The organism is Pseudomonas sp. 2822-15 (assembly GCF_002742515.1).
Classification (GTDB): domain Bacteria; phylum Pseudomonadota; class Gammaproteobacteria; order Pseudomonadales; family Pseudomonadaceae; genus Aquipseudomonas; species Aquipseudomonas salomonii.
The window spans coordinates 353,668-375,618 of record NZ_LJRY01000170.1 but is presented as its reverse complement, the minus strand read 5'-3'; the positions used below and the strand labels follow the sequence as shown (position 1 = coordinate 375,618).

At 59.7% G+C, this 21,951-nt stretch carries 18 protein-coding genes; 9 read left to right on the top strand and 9 right to left on the bottom strand.

The annotated features are described in order from the left end of the window. Positions 1-56 precede the first annotated feature (56 nt). The 4 genes from nirB to cobA are packed head-to-tail and all read left to right on the top strand — an operon-like array spanning position 57 to position 6,286. Positions 57-2,510, top strand: a complete 2,454-nt coding sequence (gene nirB, locus AOA59_RS07770; RefSeq protein WP_099486708.1) for a nitrite reductase large subunit NirB — start codon at positions 57-59, stop codon at positions 2,508-2,510. Then, on the top strand, positions 2,507-2,824 hold the full coding sequence (nirD, locus tag AOA59_RS07765; RefSeq protein WP_017134764.1) for a nitrite reductase small subunit NirD: 318 nt from the start codon (positions 2,507-2,509) through the stop codon (positions 2,822-2,824). The genes nirB and nirD overlap by 4 nt, the downstream gene beginning before the upstream one ends. After that, positions 2,824-5,532, top strand: coding sequence for a nitrate reductase (locus AOA59_RS07760; protein WP_099486707.1), 2,709 nt, complete (start codon positions 2,824-2,826; stop codon positions 5,530-5,532). The genes nirD and AOA59_RS07760 overlap by 1 nt, the downstream gene beginning before the upstream one ends. A 10-nt stretch (positions 5,533-5,542) precedes the next feature. Next, positions 5,543-6,286 (top strand): uroporphyrinogen-III C-methyltransferase, encoded by a 744-nt coding sequence (gene cobA / locus AOA59_RS07755; RefSeq protein WP_065929879.1) that lies wholly within the window; start codon positions 5,543-5,545, stop codon positions 6,284-6,286. A gap of 59 nt (positions 6,287-6,345) precedes the next feature. On the opposite strand, the gene AOA59_RS07750 is transcribed toward cobA, so the two are convergent. The 8 genes from AOA59_RS07750 to ppsA all read right to left on the bottom strand — a co-directional run bounded on the left by AOA59_RS07750 (position 6,346) and on the right by ppsA (position 14,489). Further along, positions 6,346-7,329, bottom strand: a complete 984-nt coding sequence (locus AOA59_RS07750) for an OmpA family protein (protein ID WP_099486705.1) — start codon at positions 7,327-7,329, stop codon at positions 6,346-6,348. A 107-nt stretch (positions 7,330-7,436) separates the two neighbouring features. Next, on the bottom strand, positions 7,437-8,027 hold the full coding sequence (sigX, locus tag AOA59_RS07745) for an RNA polymerase sigma factor SigX (RefSeq protein ID WP_065929881.1): 591 nt from the start codon (positions 8,025-8,027) through the stop codon (positions 7,437-7,439). Between the two features lie 87 nt (positions 8,028-8,114). Next, complete coding sequence (locus tag AOA59_RS07740) at positions 8,115-8,939, bottom strand: mechanosensitive ion channel domain-containing protein (protein WP_003193288.1); 825 nt, start codon at positions 8,937-8,939, stop codon at positions 8,115-8,117. A 2-nt stretch (positions 8,940-8,941) separates the two neighbouring features. Then, a complete protein-coding gene (locus tag AOA59_RS07735) occupies positions 8,942-9,187 on the bottom strand; it encodes a hypothetical protein (RefSeq protein WP_005790375.1) in 246 nt (81 codons plus the stop codon). Positions 9,188-9,273: 86 nt separating this feature from the next. After that, positions 9,274-10,269, bottom strand: coding sequence for a zinc transporter ZntB (locus tag AOA59_RS07730; RefSeq protein WP_065929882.1), 996 nt, complete (start codon positions 10,267-10,269; stop codon positions 9,274-9,276). A gap of 25 nt (positions 10,270-10,294) precedes the next feature. After that, positions 10,295-10,783: a ribonuclease E activity regulator RraA gene (gene rraA, locus AOA59_RS07725; RefSeq protein ID WP_178076250.1), complete on the bottom strand. Its 489-nt coding sequence runs from the start codon at positions 10,781-10,783 to the stop codon at positions 10,295-10,297. Between the two features lie 234 nt (positions 10,784-11,017). After that, the gene (locus tag AOA59_RS07720; RefSeq protein WP_099486701.1) at positions 11,018-12,007 is read right to left on the bottom strand and encodes an alpha/beta fold hydrolase; all 990 of its coding nucleotides are present in this window, start codon (positions 12,005-12,007) and stop codon (positions 11,018-11,020) included. A 106-nt stretch (positions 12,008-12,113) separates the two neighbouring features. Next, a complete protein-coding gene (gene ppsA / locus AOA59_RS07715; protein ID WP_056861567.1) occupies positions 12,114-14,489 on the bottom strand; it encodes a phosphoenolpyruvate synthase in 2,376 nt (791 codons plus the stop codon). 178 nt (positions 14,490-14,667) lie between these two features. On the opposite strand from ppsA, the gene AOA59_RS07710 reads away from it, so the two are divergent. Further along, a complete protein-coding gene (locus AOA59_RS07710) occupies positions 14,668-15,486 on the top strand; it encodes a pyruvate, water dikinase regulatory protein (RefSeq protein ID WP_003193298.1) in 819 nt (272 codons plus the stop codon). Positions 15,487-15,612: 126 nt separating this feature from the next. On the opposite strand, the gene AOA59_RS07705 is transcribed toward AOA59_RS07710, so the two are convergent. Further along, positions 15,613-17,037 (bottom strand): PLP-dependent aminotransferase family protein, encoded by a 1,425-nt coding sequence (locus AOA59_RS07705; RefSeq protein ID WP_056861688.1) that lies wholly within the window; start codon positions 17,035-17,037, stop codon positions 15,613-15,615. 160 nt (positions 17,038-17,197) lie between these two features. On the opposite strand from AOA59_RS07705, the gene AOA59_RS07700 reads away from it, so the two are divergent. From AOA59_RS07700 to AOA59_RS07685, 4 genes are read left to right on the top strand one after another with little or no spacing between them, the layout of a single operon-like run. Further along, positions 17,198-18,091, top strand: a complete 894-nt coding sequence (locus AOA59_RS07700; RefSeq protein WP_178076249.1) for a DMT family transporter — start codon at positions 17,198-17,200, stop codon at positions 18,089-18,091. Between the two features lie 35 nt (positions 18,092-18,126). Continuing rightward, a complete protein-coding gene (gene moeB, locus AOA59_RS07695) occupies positions 18,127-19,989 on the top strand; it encodes a molybdopterin-synthase adenylyltransferase MoeB (protein ID WP_099486698.1) in 1,863 nt (620 codons plus the stop codon). 16 nt (positions 19,990-20,005) lie between these two features. Beyond that, a complete protein-coding gene (locus AOA59_RS07690; protein ID WP_099486696.1) occupies positions 20,006-20,920 on the top strand; it encodes a PLP-dependent cysteine synthase family protein in 915 nt (304 codons plus the stop codon). Between the two features lie 37 nt (positions 20,921-20,957). After that, positions 20,958-21,950, top strand: a complete 993-nt coding sequence (locus tag AOA59_RS07685; protein WP_056861570.1) for a serine O-acetyltransferase — start codon at positions 20,958-20,960, stop codon at positions 21,948-21,950. The last annotated feature ends 1 nt before the right edge of the window (position 21,951 follow it).

The following is a 21,951-nucleotide window of genomic DNA, read 5'->3' as shown; positions in this document are numbered from 1 at the left end:
GGTGGGGGCGCCTTTTTTGTTTGCGCACGATTTGTCGAGCCATTGCGGAGAACGACATGAAAAAACTCAAATTGGTGATGATCGGCAACGGCATGGCCGGGGTTCGCACCCTTGAAGAATTGCTCAAGCTGAGCAGCGACCTGTACGACATCACGGTGTTCGGCGCCGAGCCCCACACCAACTACAACCGCATCCTGCTGTCACCGGTGCTGGCCGGCGAGCAGACCTTCGAAGAGATCGTGCTCAACGACCTCGACTGGTACCTGGACAACCACATCAAGCTGTTGCTCAACCGCAAAGTGGTGCAGATCGACCGCGTAAGACGCATCGTCATCGCCGAGGACGGCAGTGAGGCCGAGTACGATCGTCTGTTGATTGCCACCGGCTCGACGCCTTTTATCCTGCCAATCCCCGGCAATACCTTGCAGGGTGTGATCGGCTACCGCGACATCGCCGACACCCAGGCCATGATCGACACCGCCAAAACCCACAAGCACGCGGTGGTCATCGGCGGTGGCCTGCTCGGCCTGGAAGCCGCCAACGGCCTGATGTTGCGCGGCATGCACGTGACCGTGGTGCACATCGGCGAATGGCTGCTGGAGCGCCAGCTGGACAAGACCAGCGGCCAGTTGCTGCAAACCGAACTGGAAAGCCGTGGCCTGGTGTTTCGCCTGTGCGAGCAAACCCAGGCCCTGCACGACGCCGGCAATGGTCGCGTCGGCTCGGTACAGTTCAAGAATGGCGACATCATCCCCGCCGACCTGGTGGTGATGGCCGCCGGCATCCGCCCCAACACCGAACTGGCAGAGAAATCCGGCATCCCCTGCAACCGTGGGATTCTGGTCAATGACACCCTGCAAACCTACGACCCGCGCATCTATGCCATCGGCGAGTGCGCCAGCCACCGTGGGATCGCCTACGGCCTGGTGGCGCCGCTGTTCGAACAGGCCAAGGTCTGCGCCAATCACCTGGCCCAACTGGGCTTTGCCACTTACAAAGGCTCGGTGACCTCGACCAAGCTGAAGGTCACCGGCATCGACCTGTTTTCCGCCGGGGATTTCATGGGTGGAGAAGGCACTGAGACCATCACCCTCTCCGACCCGATTGGCGGCGTGTACAAGAAGCTGGTGATCAAGGACGACATCCTGGTCGGCGCGTGCCTGTACGGCGATACCGCCGACGGTGGTTGGTATTTCCGCCAGATCCGTGAGAACCACGCAATTGGCGAGATCCGTGACCACCTGATGTTCGGTGAGAACACGCTGGGCGATGTCGGCCACCAAGGCCAGGACAAAGCCATGAGCATGGCCGACAACGCCGAAGTCTGCGGCTGCAACGGCGTGTGCAAAGGCACCATCGTCAAGGCGATCCAGGAACACGGGTTGTTCAGCGTTGACGATGTGAAGAAGCACACCAAAGCCGCCAGCTCCTGCGGATCCTGCGCCGGGCTGGTGGAACAGATCCTGATCAACACCGTGGGCGGCGCCGCCGACGTCAAACCCAAAAGCGAAAAAGCCATCTGCGGCTGCAGCGACCTCAATCACGGGCAAATCCGCCAGGCCATCCGCGACCAGCACCTGCTGACCATCGCCGGCACCATGAGCTACCTGAACTGGCGCACCCCCAACGGCTGCGCGACCTGCCGCCCGGCCCTGAACTACTACCTGATCTCCACCTGGCCCGGCGAGGCCAAGGACGACCCGCAATCGCGCCTGATCAACGAACGCGCCCACGCCAATATTCAGAAAGACGGCACCTACTCCGTAGTCCCGCGGATGTGGGGCGGTGTGACCAATCCGTCGGAGCTGCGGCGCATTGCCGACGTGGCCGACAAGTACAACGTGCCGATGGTCAAGGTCACCGGCGGCCAGCGCATCGACCTGCTGGGCATCAAGAAACAGGATTTGCCCGGTGTGTGGAAGGACCTCGACATGCCCTCCGGCCACGCCTATGGCAAATCCATCCGCACCGTGAAGACCTGCGTGGGCAGCGAATTCTGCCGCTTCGGCACGCAGAACTCCACACAGTTGGGCATCGAGCTGGAGCACGACCTGTTCAACATGTGGTCGCCCCACAAGGTCAAGCTGGCGGTGTCCGGGTGCCCACGCAACTGCTCGGAAGCGGGCATCAAGGACGTCGGCATTATCGGCGTCGACTCCGGCTGGGAGATGTACATCGGCGGCAACGGCGGGATCAAGACTGAAGTCGCGGAGTTCTTCGTCAAGCTCAAAACTGCCGAGGAAGTGCGCGAATACAACGGCGCCTTCCTACAGTTGTACCGCGAAGAAGCCTTCTACCTGGAACGCACCGTGCACTACCTGCAACGGGTGGGCATGGAGCACATCAAAAAAGCCGTACTGGAAGACCCGGCCCGGCGCCAAGCCCTCAACGAACGCCTGCAATTCTCGCTGTCATTCGAACAAGACCCGTGGAAAGAACGCCTGGAACAGCCGCTGCTGAAAAAGGAATTCGAAGTCATCCCCGTCAAGCAGTTGGAGGTGTCGCTATGAACTGGCTGGATATCTGCGCCCTCGATGAGATCAACGCCCTGGGCTCACGCATCATCAATGGGCCAAAAGGCGATATTGCGATTTTTCGTACCAGTGACGATGAGGTTTTCGCACTCGATGACCGCTGCCCCCACAAAGGTGGGCCGCTGTCCCAAGGCTTGATCTACGGCAAACGCGTGGCCTGCCCGCTGCACAACTGGCAGATCGACCTGGCGTCAGGCGAAGCTCAGGCGCCGGACATCGGCTGCGCCCATCATCACCCCGCCCGCGTAGAAAACGGCCGGGTGATGCTGGCCCTGCGGGACGCCGGTTGATGAACCGCCAGACCACCGCGTCCACCTGCTGTTATTGCGGGGTGGGTTGCGGCGTGCTGATTGAGCATGACGGCACGCAGATCCTGGGTGTGCAAGGCGACCCGAGCCACCCGGCAAACTTTGGCAAGTTGTGCAGCAAGGGCGCCAGCCTGCACTTGACCGGCGACCTGGAGGCCCGTGCCTTGTACCCGGAACTGCGCCTGGGCAAAGGCCTGGCCCGTGCCCGCACCGACTGGAACAGCGCCCTGGACCACGCAGCCAATGTGTTCGCCGACACCCTTGCCGAACATGGGCCGGACAGTGTGGCGTTTTACATCTCCGGCCAGTTGCTGACCGAGGACTACTACAGCTTCAACAAGCTGGCCCGCGCACTGGTGGGCACCAACAATATCGACAGCAATTCGCGGCTGTGCATGTCTTCGGCGGTGGTCGGCTACAAACGCAGCCTGGGTGCGGATGCGCCGCCATGCAGCTATGAGGACCTGGAGTCGAGTGACTGCGTGATGATCGTCGGCAGCAATATGGCCTACGCCCATCCGGTACTGTTCCGACGCCTTGAGGAAGCCAAGGCACGGCGTCCGCAAATGAAAGTGCTGGTGATCGACCCACGGCGCACGGATACCTGCGATTTGGCCGACTTGCACCTGGCGATCCTGCCGGGCACAGACGTGGCGCTGTTCCATGGGATCTTGCACCTGTTGCTGTGGGAAGACTGGATCGACCGCGACTTTATCCAGGCACATACCGATGGGTTGGTCGAATTGAAGCGACTGGTGCATGACTACACGCCGCAGATGGTCACGCAGTTGTGCGGCATCAGCGTTGAGCAGTTGCGCCTGTGTGCAGAGTGGGTCGGCACCTCCAGCAGTTTTCTCTCGCTGTGGTGCATGGGGCTTAACCAGTCCACCGCCGGCAGCGCCAAAAACAGCGCGCTGATCAACCTGCACCTGGCCACCGGCACTATTGGTCGGCCGGGTTGCGGGCCGTTTTCCCTGACCGGCCAACCGAATGCCATGGGCGGGCGCGAAACCGGCAGTTTGTCGAACCTGCTGCCGGGGCATCGCGAGGCGGCCAACCCTGAACACAGGGCCGAAGTCGCGGCTTATTGGGGCGTCGAAACGTTGCCGGCGCCTACCGGGCTGACGGCTATCGAACTGTTCGAACAGATCCAGGCCGGCAAGATCAAAGCCGTGTGGATTGCCTGCACCAACCCGGCGCAATCCTTGCCGGACCAGAACAGCGTGCGTGCGGCATTAGCGGCCTGCCCATTCGTGGTATTGCAGGAAGCTTTTCGCACTACCGAAACCGCTGCCTACGCCGACCTGCTGTTACCCGCCGCCAGTTGGGGCGAAAAAGAAGGCACGGTGACCAATTCCGAACGGCGGATTTCCCACGTACGCCGCGCCATCGTCCCACCTGGGGAAGCACGACCGGACTGGGCGATTACCGTGGATTTCGCACAGCGCCTGGAGCAACGCTTGCGTCCGGGGTTGCCGAGCTTGTTCGCTTTCGAGCAACCGGCGCAGATCTTTGATGAATACAAGGTGCTGACCCGCCACCGCGACCTCGACTTGTCGGGTATCAGCCATGCCCTGCTCGACCGGCTCGGCCCGCAGCAATGGCCATTTCCAGAGGGCGCGCACGCCGGCACGCCGCGTCTGTACACCGAGGGTGTGTTCCCGACAGACAGCGGCCGCGCGCACTTTATCGCCGACCCTTACCGCGCCGCCAAAGAACAACGTGATGCCCGCTTCCCACTGACCCTGATCACCGGGCGCCTGCGCGATCAATGGCACGGCATGAGCCGCACCGGCACGGCCGCGCAGTTGTTCGGACATGTCAATGAAGCCTTGCTGAGCCTGCACCCGGATGAACTGCGTCGGCACCGTTTCAAAGAGGGCGACCTGGTCAGCCTGAAAAGCCGTCGCGCCAGTGTGATTGTCGCCGTCAGCAGTGATGACAGCGTGCGCCCAGGCCAGGCGTTCCTGCCCATGCATTGGGGCGATCGCTTTCTCAAGGGCGGTGTTAATGCCCTTACCCAGCCGGCGTTCGATCCCTTGTCGAAACAGCCCGAACTCAAACACAGCGGCGTGCGCCTGGAAGCCGTGCAACTACCGTGGCAGTTGTTCGCGTTGATCGAAGAAAACGTGCAGCAACACTTTGACGCGCTACGTCCGCTGTGTGAGGGCTTTGCCTACGTCAGCGTGAGCCTGGCCGGGCGTGAACGGCCGGCTCTTCTGCTGCGCGCAGCCCATACCGAAGCGCCCGACTTGCACCTGTTAACCCGTATCGACGAACTGCTGGGCCTCAATGACGGCCCGGTCATGGCCTATGACGATCCGCGCCGTTCGATTGGCAAGCGGGTAAAAATCGAAAAAGGCCGCATTACCGCACTGCGCCTGGCCGGCGAAACCCTGGCGCGACATTGGCTGCAGAGTTTGTGGCTGGAAGGCCGTGCCGACGATCAACTTCGGCGCTGGTTACTTGCGCCGCTCAGTGCACCCCCGGGAGGCGCAGCGGCCAGCAGCAAAATTGTGTGCAACTGCAAGAACGTCAGTGAAAGCGCGGTATGTGCCGGTATTGGCCGTGGCCTGGACCTGGCCGGGCTTAAACAGGAACTGGGGTGCGGCACGCAATGCGGCTCCTGCGTTCCGGAAATCAAACGTCTTTTGGCCAGCACGTCGCTGCCAATCGCAATCAGTGTGTGAGGGGATAAACATGAGCGCAAAAGTCTGGCTGGTAGGCGCAGGCCCCGGTGATCCGGAGCTGTTAACCCTCAAAGCGGTACGCGCCCTGCACGCGGCCGATGTGGTGCTGATCGATGACTTGGTCAACGCTAGGGTGCTGGAACACTGCCCGGACGCCAGGGTAGTCACCGTGGGCAAGCGCGGCGGCTGCCGTTCGACCCCCCAGGATTTTATCCAGCGCCTGATGTTGCGCTATGCGCGCCAAGGCAAATGCGTGGTACGGCTCAAAGGCGGCGACCCGTGTATCTTCGGCCGCGGCGGCGAAGAGGCGATGTGGTTGCGTGAACACGGGATTGAAGTGGAATTGGTCAACGGGATTACCGCGGGCCTGGCGGGTGCAACGAACTGCGATATTCCCCTGACGCTGCGCGGGGTCAGTCGCGGTGTGACGCTGGTCACTGCGCATACCCAGGATGACAGCAGCCTGAACTGGCGCGCCTTGGCCGAGGGCGGGACGACATTGGTCGTGTATATGGGCGTGGCGAAGCTGGAGGAGATTCGTCAGCAATTGCTGGAGGGCGCAATGGCAGCGGATATGCCGGTGGCGATGATCGAGAACGCCTCATTGCCTCAGCAACGCGAGTGCCGCAGCACTCTGGCGCACATGCACACCGATGCACAGGTATTTGCTCTGAAAAGCCCGGCGATCCTGGTGATCGGCAGTGTTGCTGGCGCAGAACAAGCCGCCTGCATTGCCGTGTCAGCGAGCGCCTGAGGCAAATTTCAGGCAAAAAAAAGCCCGGCCTAAGCCGGGCTTTTTCTACTACTCAGTAATTACTGAGCAGCTTGAGCTTCAACCGACGCTTCTACGCGACGGTTAACAGCGCGACCAGCTTCAGTTGCGTTGTCAGCAACTGGGCGGGATTCGCCGTAACCTACCGCGGTGATGCGGCTAGGAGCAACGCCGTCTTTAACCAGGACTTGCTTAACAGCGTCAGCACGACGCTGGGACAGCTTCTGGTTGTAAGCGTCTGGACCGATGGAGTCAGTGTGACCAGCAACTTCTACGTTGGTAGCTGGGTACTGAGCCATGAAGTCGGCCAGGTTTTTCACGTCGCCGTAGCTGTTAGGCTTAACAACGGACTTGTCGAAGTCGAACTTAACGTCCAGCTCAACACGAACAACCTGAGCAACTGGAGCTTCTGGCTCTGGAGTTGGCTCTGGAGCTGGTGCTGGGGTAGGAGCTGGAGCGACTGCGCCGGCGTTGCCGCCGAAGTTCACACCCAGGCCAACCAGTGCGGAGTAGTCCCACTTGCCGTTGTCGATGCCGTAGTCAGCTTCAACGCCAGCACGAGCGAACAGGTTGTTGGTGAAGTAGTACTTCACGCCAGCGCCAGCGATTGCCAGAGTGGTCTGGTCACGACCTTTGTGGCCATCAGCTTCAACGTTGGTACGGCTCTGGTGACCGAAACCACCTTCTACGTATGGACGCAGGGAATCAACACCAGCCTGACCGAAGTGGTACTGAGCAGTTACGCTGCCAGTGTCACCTTTGATCTTCTGGGAACCAGTACCGTCGTTCGAACGGGTGTGGTTGGTGGTGTCGTAGTTCAGGTTGATCGACACGTCGTCGGTCAAGAAGTAACCGATGCTAGCGCCAGGGTTGAAGCCGTCTTCGATGTGCTTGACGCTATCGTTGTACTGCTTCTTGTAGAACAGCTGGCCTTCAACTGCGCCTTGGCCTTGTGCCAGAGCGCCGAAAGAAGTGGCCGCAATAAGAGAACCAATGGCAAAGCCCAAGGTGTTTTTCAGTTTCATCCGTTAAATCCCCATCTGGTGATTGTAAAGCAGTCCCACAAACCGGGGGACAACTCGGCGACAAGTCTAACAGAACTTGCCTACACGTAAGAGATATTTGCCACGCACTAAGTTTCAGTCTCGCCCGCAAATTTCTCACGTAATTTATCAAGAGCACGCTTGTAACGCATTTTTGTAGCACTCAAACCCATGTGCATGATGTCAGCAATTTCCTGAAACTCCAGCTCTGCGACAAATCGTAGCACCAGAATTTCACGGTCAATCGGATTCACATGCACCAACCAGCGATCAAGCCCGGTCTTTTCCTCGGGTACCGGCGCCTTTTCTTCAGACGCTTCCTCAAGGGGATCCAGGCTCAAAGCGTCCATCAAGCGACGCTTTCGCCGTTCCTTACGATACTGCGTGATGCACTCGTTGTACGTGATGCTATAGAGCCATGTCTTGAACTTCGATTTTCCCTCAAAGTTCTTCAGGCCGTATAGCACCTTGAGCATCACTTCCTGACAGACATCATCGGCGTCTCTATCGTTCCCCAAATACCTTGAACAAACGTTGAACAGAGTGCGTTGATATCTGCGCATCAATTCTTCGTACGCGCGTGTTATGTGAAACAGCTCCGTGTGCGAGCGCGCGACCAACTCCTCATCAGAGAGCTCACGGGGGTCATAGCGCGTGGACAGCGTTTGGGCTTTATTCAAAACAAGTCGTGCCGACAGTCAGGTCAATGTCCGCTACAGCCCGGTCACCCGGGTTTGCGGCGGCGTACATTAGCAGGATTTGCCGGGTTAGCGGCTACTGACCTGCTGCTCGAGGAGAATCCGATTGGACAGCGATACCAGCTCACCGTCATCGGTCAGCACCGTCGTCTTGACCGTGCCGATCTCCTCGATTTGCCCTTCGACCTCGCCCACACGCACCTGTTGCCCAACCTGATACAGCTCACGCACATAGATTCCCGCAAGAATCTGACCGGCAATTTCCCGGCTTCCCAACCCCATGGCCAGTGCAACGGCCAGACCAACGGTAATCAAAACAATCACAATCACGTGGTTGAGCAGGTCGGTTTTGACCTCCAACTGGCTGATCGCGACGGAAATACTGATGATGATCACCAGCCCCTGGGCGATTCGCCCCAGGCCCGCAGCATAGTCCAGCCCCACGCCTTCAGCGGCCCCGCGCACCAGCCCGTTGGCCAGTTGCGCCAGCAAAACACCTACCAGCAACACCAGCGCGCCGCCGAAAACCTTCGGCAAATACAGCGCCAGCATGTCGAGCGTAGCTGAAACTCGCTCAAGTCCAAGGGATTGCGCCGCAGAAACCAGAAAAATAAGCAGAACGAACCAATAAACGATCTTCCCGATGAGGGTAGAGATCGGCACCTGCAACCCGGCGCGGCCCAACAGCTTAGTCAGGCCCGTGCCCGCCATCAAGCGGTCCAGCCCCAATTTTGCGAGCAACTTGGACAGCAGGGTATCGAGCAACTTGGCCACGACAAAGCCCAGCAACACCAAAACCAGAGCACCAAACAGGTTGGGAATGAAATTCGCCACCTTGGTCCACAATGCGGTCATCGCGGTGACCAGGCTCTGGGTCCAGAGATCAAGTTCCATATTCAATCAGCCTTATCAGCAGTGCGAGCAAGAGGTTTACGACGCGAAACCGGCGATACGTGGGCCGAACCATTGTTCAGGGCCATCATCAACGCCGGCAACCAACGACCCAGCAGCCCGAACAGGTCACCCGCCCCTACCTGACGGTTGGCGGTTTTCAACACGCGGCCCAGGCAGGCATCGTCATCACGGTTGGATGGCGAAGCATTGAGCATGTCACGCAAAGACTGTTCGAACGGATCGTGCATAAAGACCTCTCGCAAGTGAGTTAAAAGACGAGGGTTAAATTCTTGGGGTCACATGTGACCCTGCCTGCGTTCAGGTCATATTCAGGTCAAACCCAGCGCAATCGTCGAAATAGCCACCATTGCCCCAGTGCTACCGAGACCATCAACAAGCAGGCAATCACAAATCCATAGGGGCTGGCGGAGAACGGAATCCCGCCCACATTTATGCCCAGCAAACCGGTCAGAAAACTCATCGGCAGGAAGATCCCGGTGATGATCCCGAAGCGGTACATGGTGCGATTCATGCGCACGCTCAAGCGCCGGTCTTCGGCCTCAAGTACCAGCCCCACACGCTCCCGGGTCAGTTCTAGCTCTTCCAGGTAACGGGTCAGGCTGTTGTTCAATTCGTTCCAGTAGTCAGCATCGTCGTCACAGAACCACGGCAATTTGATCCGCGTCAGCTGGGCAAAAATATCCCGCTGCGGCGCCAGGAAACGCTTCAATCCGGCAGCCCGTCGGCGGATCTGCAACACGTTGCCGTGCTCCGGCGTATACCGTTCGTCGGCATCGAGTTTTTCTTCCTCTAAATCGACGACTTCGGACAGGTCGGTGACCAGATCCTGCACTTTATTGGTCAGGTACTGCGCCATATAAAGGATGAGTTCAGAGGCGGTTTTTGGCCCTTTGCCCTCCGCCAGTTGCACCAGCAGCTCGTCGGTAGCCCGCAATGGGCGCAAGCGCAGGGAAATCACGCGGCTGGCGGCCGCGAAAATACGCACCGAAACCATGTCTTCCGGCTCGGCGCCCGGATTGAGGTTGACCCCGCGCAGAAACAGCAGCAATTCGCTGTCCGGCAGCGGCAACAGGCGCGGGCGGGTATTTTCCTCCAGCAACAGGTCGCAGGCGAATTCGCTCAGACCGCTGGATTTACGCAACCAGGTCTGGGTCTGGGGATGGCTGCGATCCCAATGCAGCCACAGGCTTTCCCGGGGCTGCAGCTGCAAATCGTCGAGCTCAGTCCGGGCAATCGAACGCGCACCGCCTTTACCGTCCAGCACCAGGGCATGCACCAGCCCCCACTGCGCGTTTTCTTCCTCGAACATCCTCACCCCTTTCGGCTACTGCGGTTTATTCAGGCATTTTCAGCGGGCTTGGCGAAACGATCACGCCATTATTGTCGGCATAGATGTATTCCCCCGGGCGGAAGGTCACGCCGGCAAACGTCACTACCACGTTCAGGTCGCCAATGCCGCGCTTGTCGGTCTTCATCGGGTGAGGCGCCAACGCCTGCACACCCAGGTCAGTCTGGGCGAGGACATCGACATCACGCACGCAACCGTAGATCACCAACCCTTCCCAGCCACTTTTTGCAGCTTTCTCGGCGATCATGTCGCCCAGCAGCGCGCGACGCAGGGAACCGCCGCCGTCGACCACCAGCACCTTGCCGGCGCCTGGTTGGTCGGCTTGTTCCTTGACCAGCGAGTTGTCTTCGAAGCACTTGATGGTGACGATTTCACCGCCAAAGGAGTCTCGGCCACCGAAATTACTGAACATCGGCTCAACTACCTGCACCAGCTCCGGGTAGGCGTCGCACAGATCGGGCGTCACGTAATGGATCATCGGGAAACTCCTGTCATCAAGGAAGAGGTCGAACATCCCAGGGTGTACATCAGAAAAACGCGCCACAACGGTTGAACTTTAAGTGCGCGCTCGTCAGTCGCGGCCATGATCAGACTCACACCGCCGCAACGCAATAGCCACTGCACGACTGAATATGACCAGAAACGTTTGCCGCGTCATATCTTAGCCGCAACCTCGCGCGAGTGAAACGCCCCTGGCAGAGCGGCTGCGTCAAACCATTGCGATGACCTGCGGCTCTGCCGCGAACAACGGTGTCAGCGGGTCTTTCAACCACTGCGCCACCAACGGCCACACTTCAGCCTGGGCGGCCTTGCTGACCAGCATCTCGACGTGTCCGAAATCCCCGCTGAAACCTTGCTTGCGTCCCAGGCACAGGTATTGGCGGTGCTCAGAGCCCACTTGTTCAAATAATTTGCGACACGCCCAGTCCGGATCCTGTTGATCGCCAGCAGCGCTGACCGCCAGCAGCGGCACGTCGACATCGGCCAAGCCTTTCCACCAGTCCTGCTTGCCATCGCCAAAACGACCGAACAGGCCATTCCAGCGCATCGCTTCGATCATCACGCCCGCCGGTTCGTCCTCGGGGCCGCGTTTGAGCCGTACGCCGGATACTTCACCAAAACGTTTCAAGAGCAACCGGCCGGTCCACTCCAGCGGCGGAATCTTCAACGGCCAGTGGGTGCGGCTGACCTGGCAACCAAACAGCGCCACCGACGCCACGGCTGGCGCGCCAAGGTGTTGACCGCCCAGGCCCGCTGCCAGGGCGGTGGCGCCCAGGGAGTGGCCTACCCAGTGCGGGATTTGTGCGCTTTGTTCTCGGACAAATGCGCCGATCGCCGGCAAATCGTAACGCGCGTAATCGGCGACGCGGTTTCTGGCGTAGGCCTGATTGCGCTTGGACAGGCCATGGCCGCGCATTTCCGGGATCCATACATCAAATCCCTGACGCGCCAGGTAAGCGCCCAAGCCGATGCCTTTGGGCGAATACCAGAAGCGCCGATTGGAAAAACTGCCGTGCAATAAAATAACCGGCGTGCCCCGGTTTTCCGGGGCATCCGCCAAACCCAAACGGGTCACAGCCAGCTCGACGGTGCCGTCGGGGCTGTTACCGGGTTTAAGACGGTACACATCTTCACTCAGGTCGCCACGACGTTCAGCGCTGATCAAGGCGACGGGAAATAGGTTGCTGCTGCTTTGCATAATGCTCTTGCACAAAAAAGGGCGGCGTCCGGATGGAGTTCCGCCCTGTACAGATAAGAATGCCGGTCACCCAGGCTGGGGGACCGGCACTTTTGACGTCACGACCTTAGGCGGACGCTTGGCCTTCCGCCAGGAAGAACCAGGTTTCCAGCACGGAGTCGGGGTTCAAGGAAACGCTTTCGATACCCTGTTCCATCAGCCATTTGGCCAGGTCCGGGTGGTCGGAAGGGCCTTGGCCGCAGATGCCGATGTACTTGCCGGCCTTGTTACAGGCCTGGATAGCATTGGCCAGCAGCTTCTTGACCGCAGGGTTACGCTCATCAAACAGGTGCGCGATGATCCCCGAGTCACGGTCCAGGCCCAGGGTCAGCTGGGTCAGGTCGTTGGAGCCGATGGAGAAGCCGTCGAAGAACTCCAGGAACTCTTCGGCCAGAATGGCGTTGGACGGCAGTTCGCACATCATGATCACGCGCAGGCCGTTTTCGCCGCGGGACAAGCCGTTTTCAGCCAGCAGGTCGACGACCTGGCTCGCTTCGCCCAGGGTGCGTACAAACGGCACCATGATCTCGACGTTGGTCAGGCCCATCTCGTTGCGCACGCGCTTGAGGGCACGGCATTCCAGCTCGAAGCAGTCGCGGAAGGCTTCGCTGATGTAACGCGAAGCGCCACGGAAGCCCAGCATCGGGTTTTCTTCTTCGGGCTCATAGAGTTTGCCGCCGATCAGGTTGGCGTACTCGTTGGACTTGAAGTCCGAAAGGCGCACGATGACCTTTTTCGGGTAGAACGCCGCCGCCAGGGTGCTGATGCCTTCCACCAGCTTCTCGACGTAGAAACCCACTGGGTCGTTGTAGCCGGCAATGCGTTTGTCGACGCTTTCCTTGATCTCCAGCGGCAGGCCGTCGTAGTTCAGCAGGGCCTTGGGGTGCACGCCGATCATGCGGTTGATGATGAACTCGAGACGGGCCAGGCCCACACCGGCGTTCGGCAACTGTGCGAAATCGAAGGCGCGGTCGGGGTTACCGACGTTCATCATGATCTTGAACGGCAGGTCCGGCATGGCATCGATGGAGTTTTGCTTGATGTCGAAGCCCAGCTCACCTTCAAAGATGAAGCCGGTGTCGCCTTCGGCGCAGGACACCGTCACACCCTGACCGTCTTTCAACAGTTGGGTGGCGTTGCCGCAACCCACAACCGCCGGGATCCCCAGTTCGCGGGCAATGATCGCTGCGTGGCAGGTACGCCCGCCACGGTTGGTGACGATGGCGCTGGCGCGTTTCATCACCGGCTCCCAGTCCGGGTCGGTCATGTCGGAGACCAGCACGTCGCCGGGCTGGACTTTGTCCATTTCGGACACGTCCTTGATGATCCGCACCTTGCCGGCGCCGATGCGCTGGCCGATGGCACGGCCTTCCACCAGCACGGTGCCGGTTTCTTTCAACAGGTAGCGTTCCATCACGTTGGCCGAAGTGCGGCTCTTCACGGTTTCCGGGCGCGCTTGCACGATGTACAGCTTGCCGTCGTCACCGTCCTTGGCCCACTCGATGTCCATCGGGCACTTGTAGTGCTTTTCGATGATCATCGCTTGTTTGGCCAGTTCGCTGACCTCTGCGTCGGTCAGGCAGAAACGCGCACGTTCGGCCTTGTCGACTTCAACGGTTTTCACCGAGCGACCGGCCTTGGCCTCGTCGCCGTAGATCATCTTGATGGCCTTGCTGCCCAGGTTGCGGCGCAGGATGGCTGGGCGGCCGGCCTCAAGAGTGTGTTTGTGGACGTAGAACTCGTCCGGGTTGACCGCGCCTTGTACGACGGTTTCGCCCAGGCCGTAGGCGCCGGTGATAAACACCACGTCACGGAAACCCGATTCGGTGTCCAGGGTGAACATCACACCGGCGGTGCCGGTTTCCGAACGCACCATGCGCTGCACACCGGCAGACAGGGCCACCAGCTTGTGGTCGAAACCCTGGTGTACGCGGTAGGAAATAGCGCGGTCATTGAACAACGAGGCAAACACTTCCTTGGCGGCGCGGATCACGTTTTCAACGCCGCGGATGTTCAGGAAGGTTTCCTGCTGGCCGGCAAAGGAGGCGTCCGGCAAGTCTTCGGCGGTGGCCGAGGAGCGCACGGCAACGGCCATGTCCGGGTTGCCGGCCGACAGTGCCGCAAAGGCGGTACGGATTTCTTCGTTGAGCTTCTCGGGGAACTCGGCGTCCATGATCCATTGGCGGATCTGGCTGCCGGTTTTCGCCAGGGCATTGACGTCATCGACGTCCAGAGCGTCCAGCGCGGCGTGGATCTGGGCGTTGAGGCCGCTCAGCTCGAGGAAATCGCGGTAAGCCTGGGCCGTGGTGGCGAAACCACCGGGCACCGAGACGCCAGCGCCTGCAAGATTACTGATCATCTCGCCGAGGGATGCGTTCTTGCCCCCCACATGCTCTACATCATGGACGCCGAGCTTATCGAGGGAAACTACGTACTCTACCAAGGTGATCTCTCCACTTTCTGTGTTGGAAAAGCTCAGGACGCCGGCGGCTCAGTAGGAGCAAACGCCAGCGCTTGTGGCCTGGACCTGGAAAATAAGTGAGAATGCGGCCCACTGCGGGACGGCAAAATCGCGCCTATCATATCCAAGATTCGCCATCAGCTTAAGGCCCAGGGCTCAAATGAAACGATCTGCTTTCTTTATTTCCGACGGCACCGGCATTACAGCCGAAACATTGGGCCAGAGCCTGCTCGCGCAGTTCGAAAACATTACCTTCGCCAAATTCACGCGGCCGTATATAGACAGCGTGGATAAAGCGCGGGCCATGGTACAACAAATCAATCTGGCGGCTGAAAAAGACGGTTTTCGCCCGATCATTTTCGACACCATCGTCAACCAGGACATTCGTGAGATCCTGGCAACCTCCAATGGTTTCATGATCGACATCTTCTCCACGTTCCTTGCGCCATTGGAACAGGAGCTGAGTGAACATTCCTCCTATTCCGTGGGCAAGTCCCATTCCATTGGCCATAACTCCAACTATATGGAGCGTATCGAGGCGGTGAACTTCGCCCTCGACAACGATGACGGCGCCCGCACCCACTACTATGACAAGGCCGACCTGATCCTGGTGGGCGTGTCTCGCTGCGGCAAAACCCCGACCTGCCTGTACATGGCCATGCAATTCGGTATCCGTGCGGCCAACTACCCGCTCACCGAAGACGACATGGAGCACCTGACGCTGCCTGCCGCCCTGCGTGCGCATTCGCACAAGCTGTTTGGGCTGACCATCGACCCGGACCGTCTTACCGCCATCCGCAACGAGCGCAAGCCCAACAGCCGCTACTCCAGCTATGCCCAGTGCGAATTCGAAGTGCGCGAAGTGGAAAATCTGTTCCGTCGCGAGAACATTGCGCACATCAATTCCACGCATTTTTCGGTGGAAGAGATTTCGGCGAAAATTCTGGTGGAGAAAGGTGTGGAACGCCGCTTCAAGTAACACCGCATTCAAAATGTGGGAGCGGGCTTGCTCGCGAATGCGGTGGATCAGCCAATAAATCGGGTGACTTGCACACCGCATTCGCGAGCAAGCCCGCTCCCACATTAGGTCAATGTATATGCTTGCCTACAGCTGAAACCTGTCACCGCCCTGCCCCAGCGCGGTGGCGAGCGCGTCAAAGCCCTCACGCAGCAACTGATCGTCACCCGACGTATTACAGATACTCGCCCGAATAAACTGCGGCACCGCCGTCTGCCCTACGGCAAACGCCTCTGCGGTGGCGATCAGGTAATTATTCTGCTTGAGCTCTGCCTCGATTTCCGACGCACGCCAGGGCTCCGGCACTTCAATCCAGAAATGCGGGCTGTTGAGGTGAGTGCGGTATTCCAAACCGACCAGAAGGTCGCGCACCAGGGCCTTGCGCCGGCTGATCTCGTTGATTTGCTGGCGCAGCAGGTATTCCGCCGTGCCGTTTTCGATCCACTGTGTCGCCAGCTCCAGCGTCACCGGCGTGGCCATCCAGCAAGTCGAGCGCAAGGCCGCCGAAATCCGGCTGACCAAGGCCGGAGGCGCGTGCACATACCCCACCCGCAGCCCGGCAGACACCGCCTTGCTCAGGCTGCTGATCAAAATCGTACGCTCGGGGGCGAAAAAGCTCAGCGGCGGCGGGCGATCTTCCACCAACACGCCGTGGGCTTCGTCTTCCAGAATCAGCAGATTATGCTCGCGGCACACCTTGGCCAGCGCTTCCCGGCGTGCAACGGACAGCACGGCCGTGGTCGGGTTCTGGATCGTCGGGGTGCAGTACAACGCCGAAACCCGGTGATTACGACAGACTTCATCCAGCGCACCGGGCAGCACGCCTTCATCATCCATCTCCAGGCCGATCAGCCGTACACCGAGCATGCGTGCGGCGGTGATAAGCCCTGGGTAAGTCAGTTGCTCAGTGACCACCGTATCCCCCGCCCGCAGCAACGCCATCATGGCGCAGAGCAGGCCATGCTGGCCGCCATTGACGCAGATGACCTGCTCGGGAATCGGATGAAAATCGCGCTGCACCAGCCATTGCGCACCGGCCTCGCGGTAGCGCGGCAAACCGGCGTCCGGCGTATAGGCGCTGATGTCCTGAAGGAACTTGGCGTTGGTCGACAAGGTTTGGAAGCTTTGGGCCAGGAACACCGTTTCTTGCCCTGGAATGTGCATGTTGCGGCTCATGTCGAAGTACTGGCGCGGCTCTTCGCTGACGTTGCGAAAGCCTTCATCACGCTGACGCTCCATCCCACGCTTGCGCACGAAGGTGCCGTCACCGACACGCGCCACCACTAACCCCAATCGCTCCAGCTCGCCGTAGGCGCGGCTGATGGTGCCGATGGTCACGCCGAGATTATCGGAAAGCACCCGATGGGGCGGCAGTTTGCGCCCCGGCTCAATCAAGCCTTCAAGGATGCCCCGCTCCATCACATCGGACAGGCGTTTGTACTTCACGCCCTGACCGCTGGCCAACCCCTCACGCATAATTGACACCATGTCAATATTTGTTTTGACAGCCATCATTCGCCCTAATAGTGTGCTTTTACGGGTTCAATCACCGAATGAAACAACTTAATACACAGTCAATATAGAGTTCAATTCCGGCTCAGGGAAGCAATAAACGATGCCAATGTCCGCCGTTCTTGAAAACACTACAAAAACAAAAAATCAGAAACAGTGGTTGGCCGGCCTGGTCACCAGCCTGATGTTTCTTATCGTGTGCCTGAGTTGGGGCACCACCTGGCTGGGCATCAAGATCGCCGTCGAAAGCGTGCCGCCGCTGACGTCTGCCGGGCTGCGCTTTCTGATCGCGTTCCCGTTGTTCCTGTGTTTTGCCCTGGTGCGCCGCGAGCCGATCCTGTTCCCGCGTGAAAGCCGCTGGTTCTTCGTATTCGTGACCCTGTCGTATTTCAGCGTTCCCTATTACTTGCTCAACTACGGCGAAATGCATGTGTCGTCCGGCCTCACCGCACTGCTGTTCAGCTGCATGCCGGTGTTCATCCTGATTTTCTCCGCGCTGTTTTTGCGCGAACGCATCTACTTTTCCCAGGTGGTCGGCATCGGCATCGGTTTCGGCAGCCTCTACATGATCATCAAGAGCCAGGGCCTGCACCTGGACCACGCCGAATTCTTCGGCGTGCTGGCGATTCTGACCGCCGCGATCATGCATGCCTTGTGCTACGTCATCACCAAGCAAAAAGGCAGCGCCATCAGCGTGATTACCTACAACACACTGCCCATCGGTATCGCCGGGCTGATGCTGTTCGTGGCCGGCCTGTGGTTCGAAACACCGACCTTCGAAAACATCACCCTGCGCTCGTGGAGTGCGCTGTTCTACCTCGGGCTGGTGGCGTCGGTGGGCGGGTTTATTGTGTATTTCATGCTGCTCAAACGTTTGAGCCCGATCATTTTGTCGTTCGTGTTCATTATTTTCCCGGTGTTCGCGGTGATCATCGGCGCCTGGTACGAAGGCGTAGAAATTTCCCGTGACCTGATGCTGTACTCGGCCATCCTGCTGGCGGGTTTTGCGATCACCAAGTTGCCGGTTGAAAAACTCCTGGCCAAAAAAAATTGACCCTTAAACCACAACGACAACAACGCGAGAGAAACATGGAAGTCCTCCGCCCCACCGCTCTGGAACAGATCTATGCCCATGCCAGATGCAGCTACCCGGACGAATGCTGCGGTTTTGTCTTCGCCGATGGCAGTGTGTACCTGGGCAACAATATCCAGAATGAGCTGCACCACAAGAACCCCGAGATGTACCCGCGCAGCGCGGCCAATGGCTATACCTTTTCGGTGGCCGACACCCTGCTGCTGAACAAGGCGTTTCGCAGCGACAACCCGGTGGTGGTGATTTACCACTCCCACCCGGACGTCGGCGCCTATTTCAGTGATGAAGACCAGGACAAGGCACTGTTCCTGGGTGAGCCGATCCACCCCGTCAGCTACCTGGTGGTGGACGTGCGCCAGGGCCAGGCCCTGGGCTCAAAGCTGTTTGCCTGGGATGGCAAGCAATTCGCCCTTAAACCCTTCAACGACCTGCACACGGAGTTGTCCATGAACGCTGTCTCTTTCCCCGATATCCTGGTTCGCGTGGCCAAGCTGCCGGAATCGACCCTTGAGGGCACTGGATCGACATTGCGCGAAGTCATTGAAAACCTCTGCAGCAGCCACCCGCAGCTGCGCTCGCACCTGTTCCACGAAAACAACAACCAGCTCAAGGAACACTTCCTGTTCACCGCCGAAGAAGCATTGATCGGCGCCGATGAACCCTTGCCGGAAAAGGCCAGGATCGAAGTGCTGCTGGCCACCTCCGGCGGCATGGATGTCGACGCACTGAGCAATGAAGAAGTCCAGCGCTATGTGCGCCATATCACCCTGCCCGGCGTCGGCCGTGAAGGCCAGTTGAACCTCAAAAAAGCCAAGGTGCTGATCATCGGCACCGGCGGCCTGGGCTCGCCCATCAGCCTGTACCTCGCGGCAGCCGGCATCGGCACCCTGGGCCTGGTGGATTTCGACGTGGTCGAGAGCAGCAACCTGCAACGCCAGATCGTGCACGGCAACAGCACCCTGGGCATGCCCAAGGTCGAGTCGGCCAAGCGGCGGCTGCAAGACCTCAACAGCCATATCCAGATCAATGCCCACAACACCGCCCTCAACGCCGACAATGCGCTGGAGCTGGTCGGCGCTTATGACCTGGTGATCGACGGCACTGATAATTTCGACACCCGCTACCTGGTCAACGATGCCTGCGTGCAATTGGGCAAGCCGTTGGTGTACGGCGCCATCTACCGTTTCGACGGGCAGATCAGCGTGCTCAACTACAAAGGCGGGCCGTGCTACCGCTGCCTGTTTCCTTCAGCACCGCCGGCCGAGTTGGCACCCAATTGCAGCGCCGGTGGCGTGATCGGTGTGCTGCCGGGTGTGGTCGGCATGATCCAGGCCACCGAAGCGATCAAATTGCTCATCGGCATCGGCGAACCGCTGTCGGGCCGCCTGATGCGCTTCGACGCGCTGGCCATGAAGTTCAGCGAGATCCGCTTCAAACGCCGTGCCGACTGCCCATGCTGCTCAGACCTGCGCCACAGCGAAAACGTCGCGCCTGCCGTTTGCGCGGATGCCGTTCCGAGCCAGCCCGCATTAGCCGAAGAGCGCTACATCAAACCACGCGTGCTCAAGCAACTGCTCGAACACCCACGTAGCGCCGACGTGTTGCTGGATGTGCGCGACGCCAGCGAGCTGGAAGTGTGCAAATTGCCGGGCGTGGTGCATATCCCGCTGGCCGAACTGGACGGGCAATTGGGCAGCCTGAGCCGCGACAATACCCATTACCTGATCTGCTACGCCGGAACCCGCGCCGAGCAAGCGGCCAGCACTCTGCTGGCCGCCGGCTTCGCCAATACCAAAGTCCTGCAGGGCGGCATGAAACATTGGGTTCGCGACGTCGAACCCGACATGCCTCTGTACTGATCCGGGGGGCTGAGCGATGTTGCATAACTCCATTCTCGACGTGATCGGCCATACGCCGATCGTGCGCCTGGCACAGTTTTCCGAAGACCTCGGCATCGAGGTCTACGCCAAGCTCGAATCCCTCAACCCTGGCGGCAGCCACAAGGCGCGTATCGCCCTGGGCATGATCCTCGACGCAGAACGTCGAGGCGTGCTGATTCGCGATTCCGGGCAAACCATCATCGAGCCCAGCGGCGGCAATACCGGCATTGGCCTGGTGATGGCCGGCAATGTGCTGGGCTACAAAGTGGTGCTGGTGATCCCTGACAACTACAGCCCCGAAAAGCAGAAACTGCTGCGCTTGTACGGCGCCAAGGTGGTGCTGTCGGACAGCCGCCTCGGGAACAATTCCCACGGCGAAAAGTGCATGGAACTGCAGTTGGAAAACCCCAATTTCGTGATGCTCAACCAGCAGCGCAACGGCGCCAACCCGCAGACCCACCGCGACACCACCGCACCGGAAATCCTCCGCGCCTTCGGTGAACAGCGCGTGGACTATTTCGTCAGCGGCATCGGCACCGGTGGCCATATCACCGGCATCGGCGAAACCCTCAAGGCGGCCTGGCCTGCGATGCGCGTCATGGGCGTGGAGCCGGAAGAATGCGACCTGCTCAAGGACCAGCACGCGCCGCACCATATCCAGGGCCTGTCGATCGGCTTGATCCCGAGCATTCTTAACGTGGGTGTCATTGACGGCATGCTCAAGGTATCGCGCCTGGCGTGCATCGACATGATGAAACGCATCATGCGCACCGACGCCATCAGCCTGGGTTTGTCTTCGGCCGCCAACATGGTGGCCATCGCCCAACTCGCCCCCGAACTCCCGCCCGAAACGGTGGTGTTGACCATGGTCTACGACAATGCCGACAGCTACCTGCCCAATTTCGAATAACCGGTTTTTCAACCAACCAGACTGTGGGGGTGCCTCCATGGGGGGCTTTATCGACATGCAACAGTTGCACGATGAGTTGCTGACCCACCTCATCCAGACCCTGACGCCTGCGCAGATGAAGCAGTTGGAACCGCATTTGGCGCCATTGATCCAGAATGCCGCCCAGGCCGTGGCAGAGGACTTGATTGCCTATGCCTACCGCGACCCGGCATCCCGTGGGCGGGGCGAACTGATCCTGGAGTCCTACGCCTCGTTCAAGGCGGTGTTGTTCTACCGGCTGGCACACTTGGTGTGGAATTTTCCCGACCAGGCCAACGGTCTGTTCTCACGCATGGCCCTCAAGCTCAGCAACCAGGGCAAAATCCTCTCCGGCGCCGAAATCCACCCTGCAGCCCGGATCGGCCGGCGCTTTGTGCTGGACCACGGTTTCGGCACCGTAATCGGCGAAACCTGCGAGATCGGCAACGATTGCTACATCCTCTGCGGCGTGACCCTCGGTGCCCGAGGCATTGCCAACAACCCGGACGGCAAACGCCACCCGCGCCTGGGCAATAACGTCGAGGTCGGCTCCGGCGCGCGCGTGCTGGGCTATGTGCAGATCGGCGACAACGTGTTTATCAGCCCTTCGTGTGTGATCACCCAGGATGTACCGGCGGGCACCAAGGTCAAGGTGGTCAACCAGATCCAGTTACAAAAGAACGCCGAATCGGATCACAGCAATTACCTGGGGGCTTTCGCGCTGGATGAGCGTTTGCACGTGGTCGGCGAAGTCAGCGCCAGCCACAAGGTCACGGTGCTGGATGCCGACTTTCACCCTTTGCACGGGCTGATGCTGGAGCCCACGGTGAAGGAGCGTCATCACTTGCAGTTTCGCCTGCGTCGCCTGGACACCGGCGACCATCTGCCCCGCTTGCCGCTGAACCTGAAAGTCTGTGGCCCCGAATTTGAGATCACCCTGCTCTCCCCGCCTGGCTTGAGCGCAATGGTGCGTCACCTGCTGCAAGCCAGCCCACTGATCGTCGGAGGTTGAA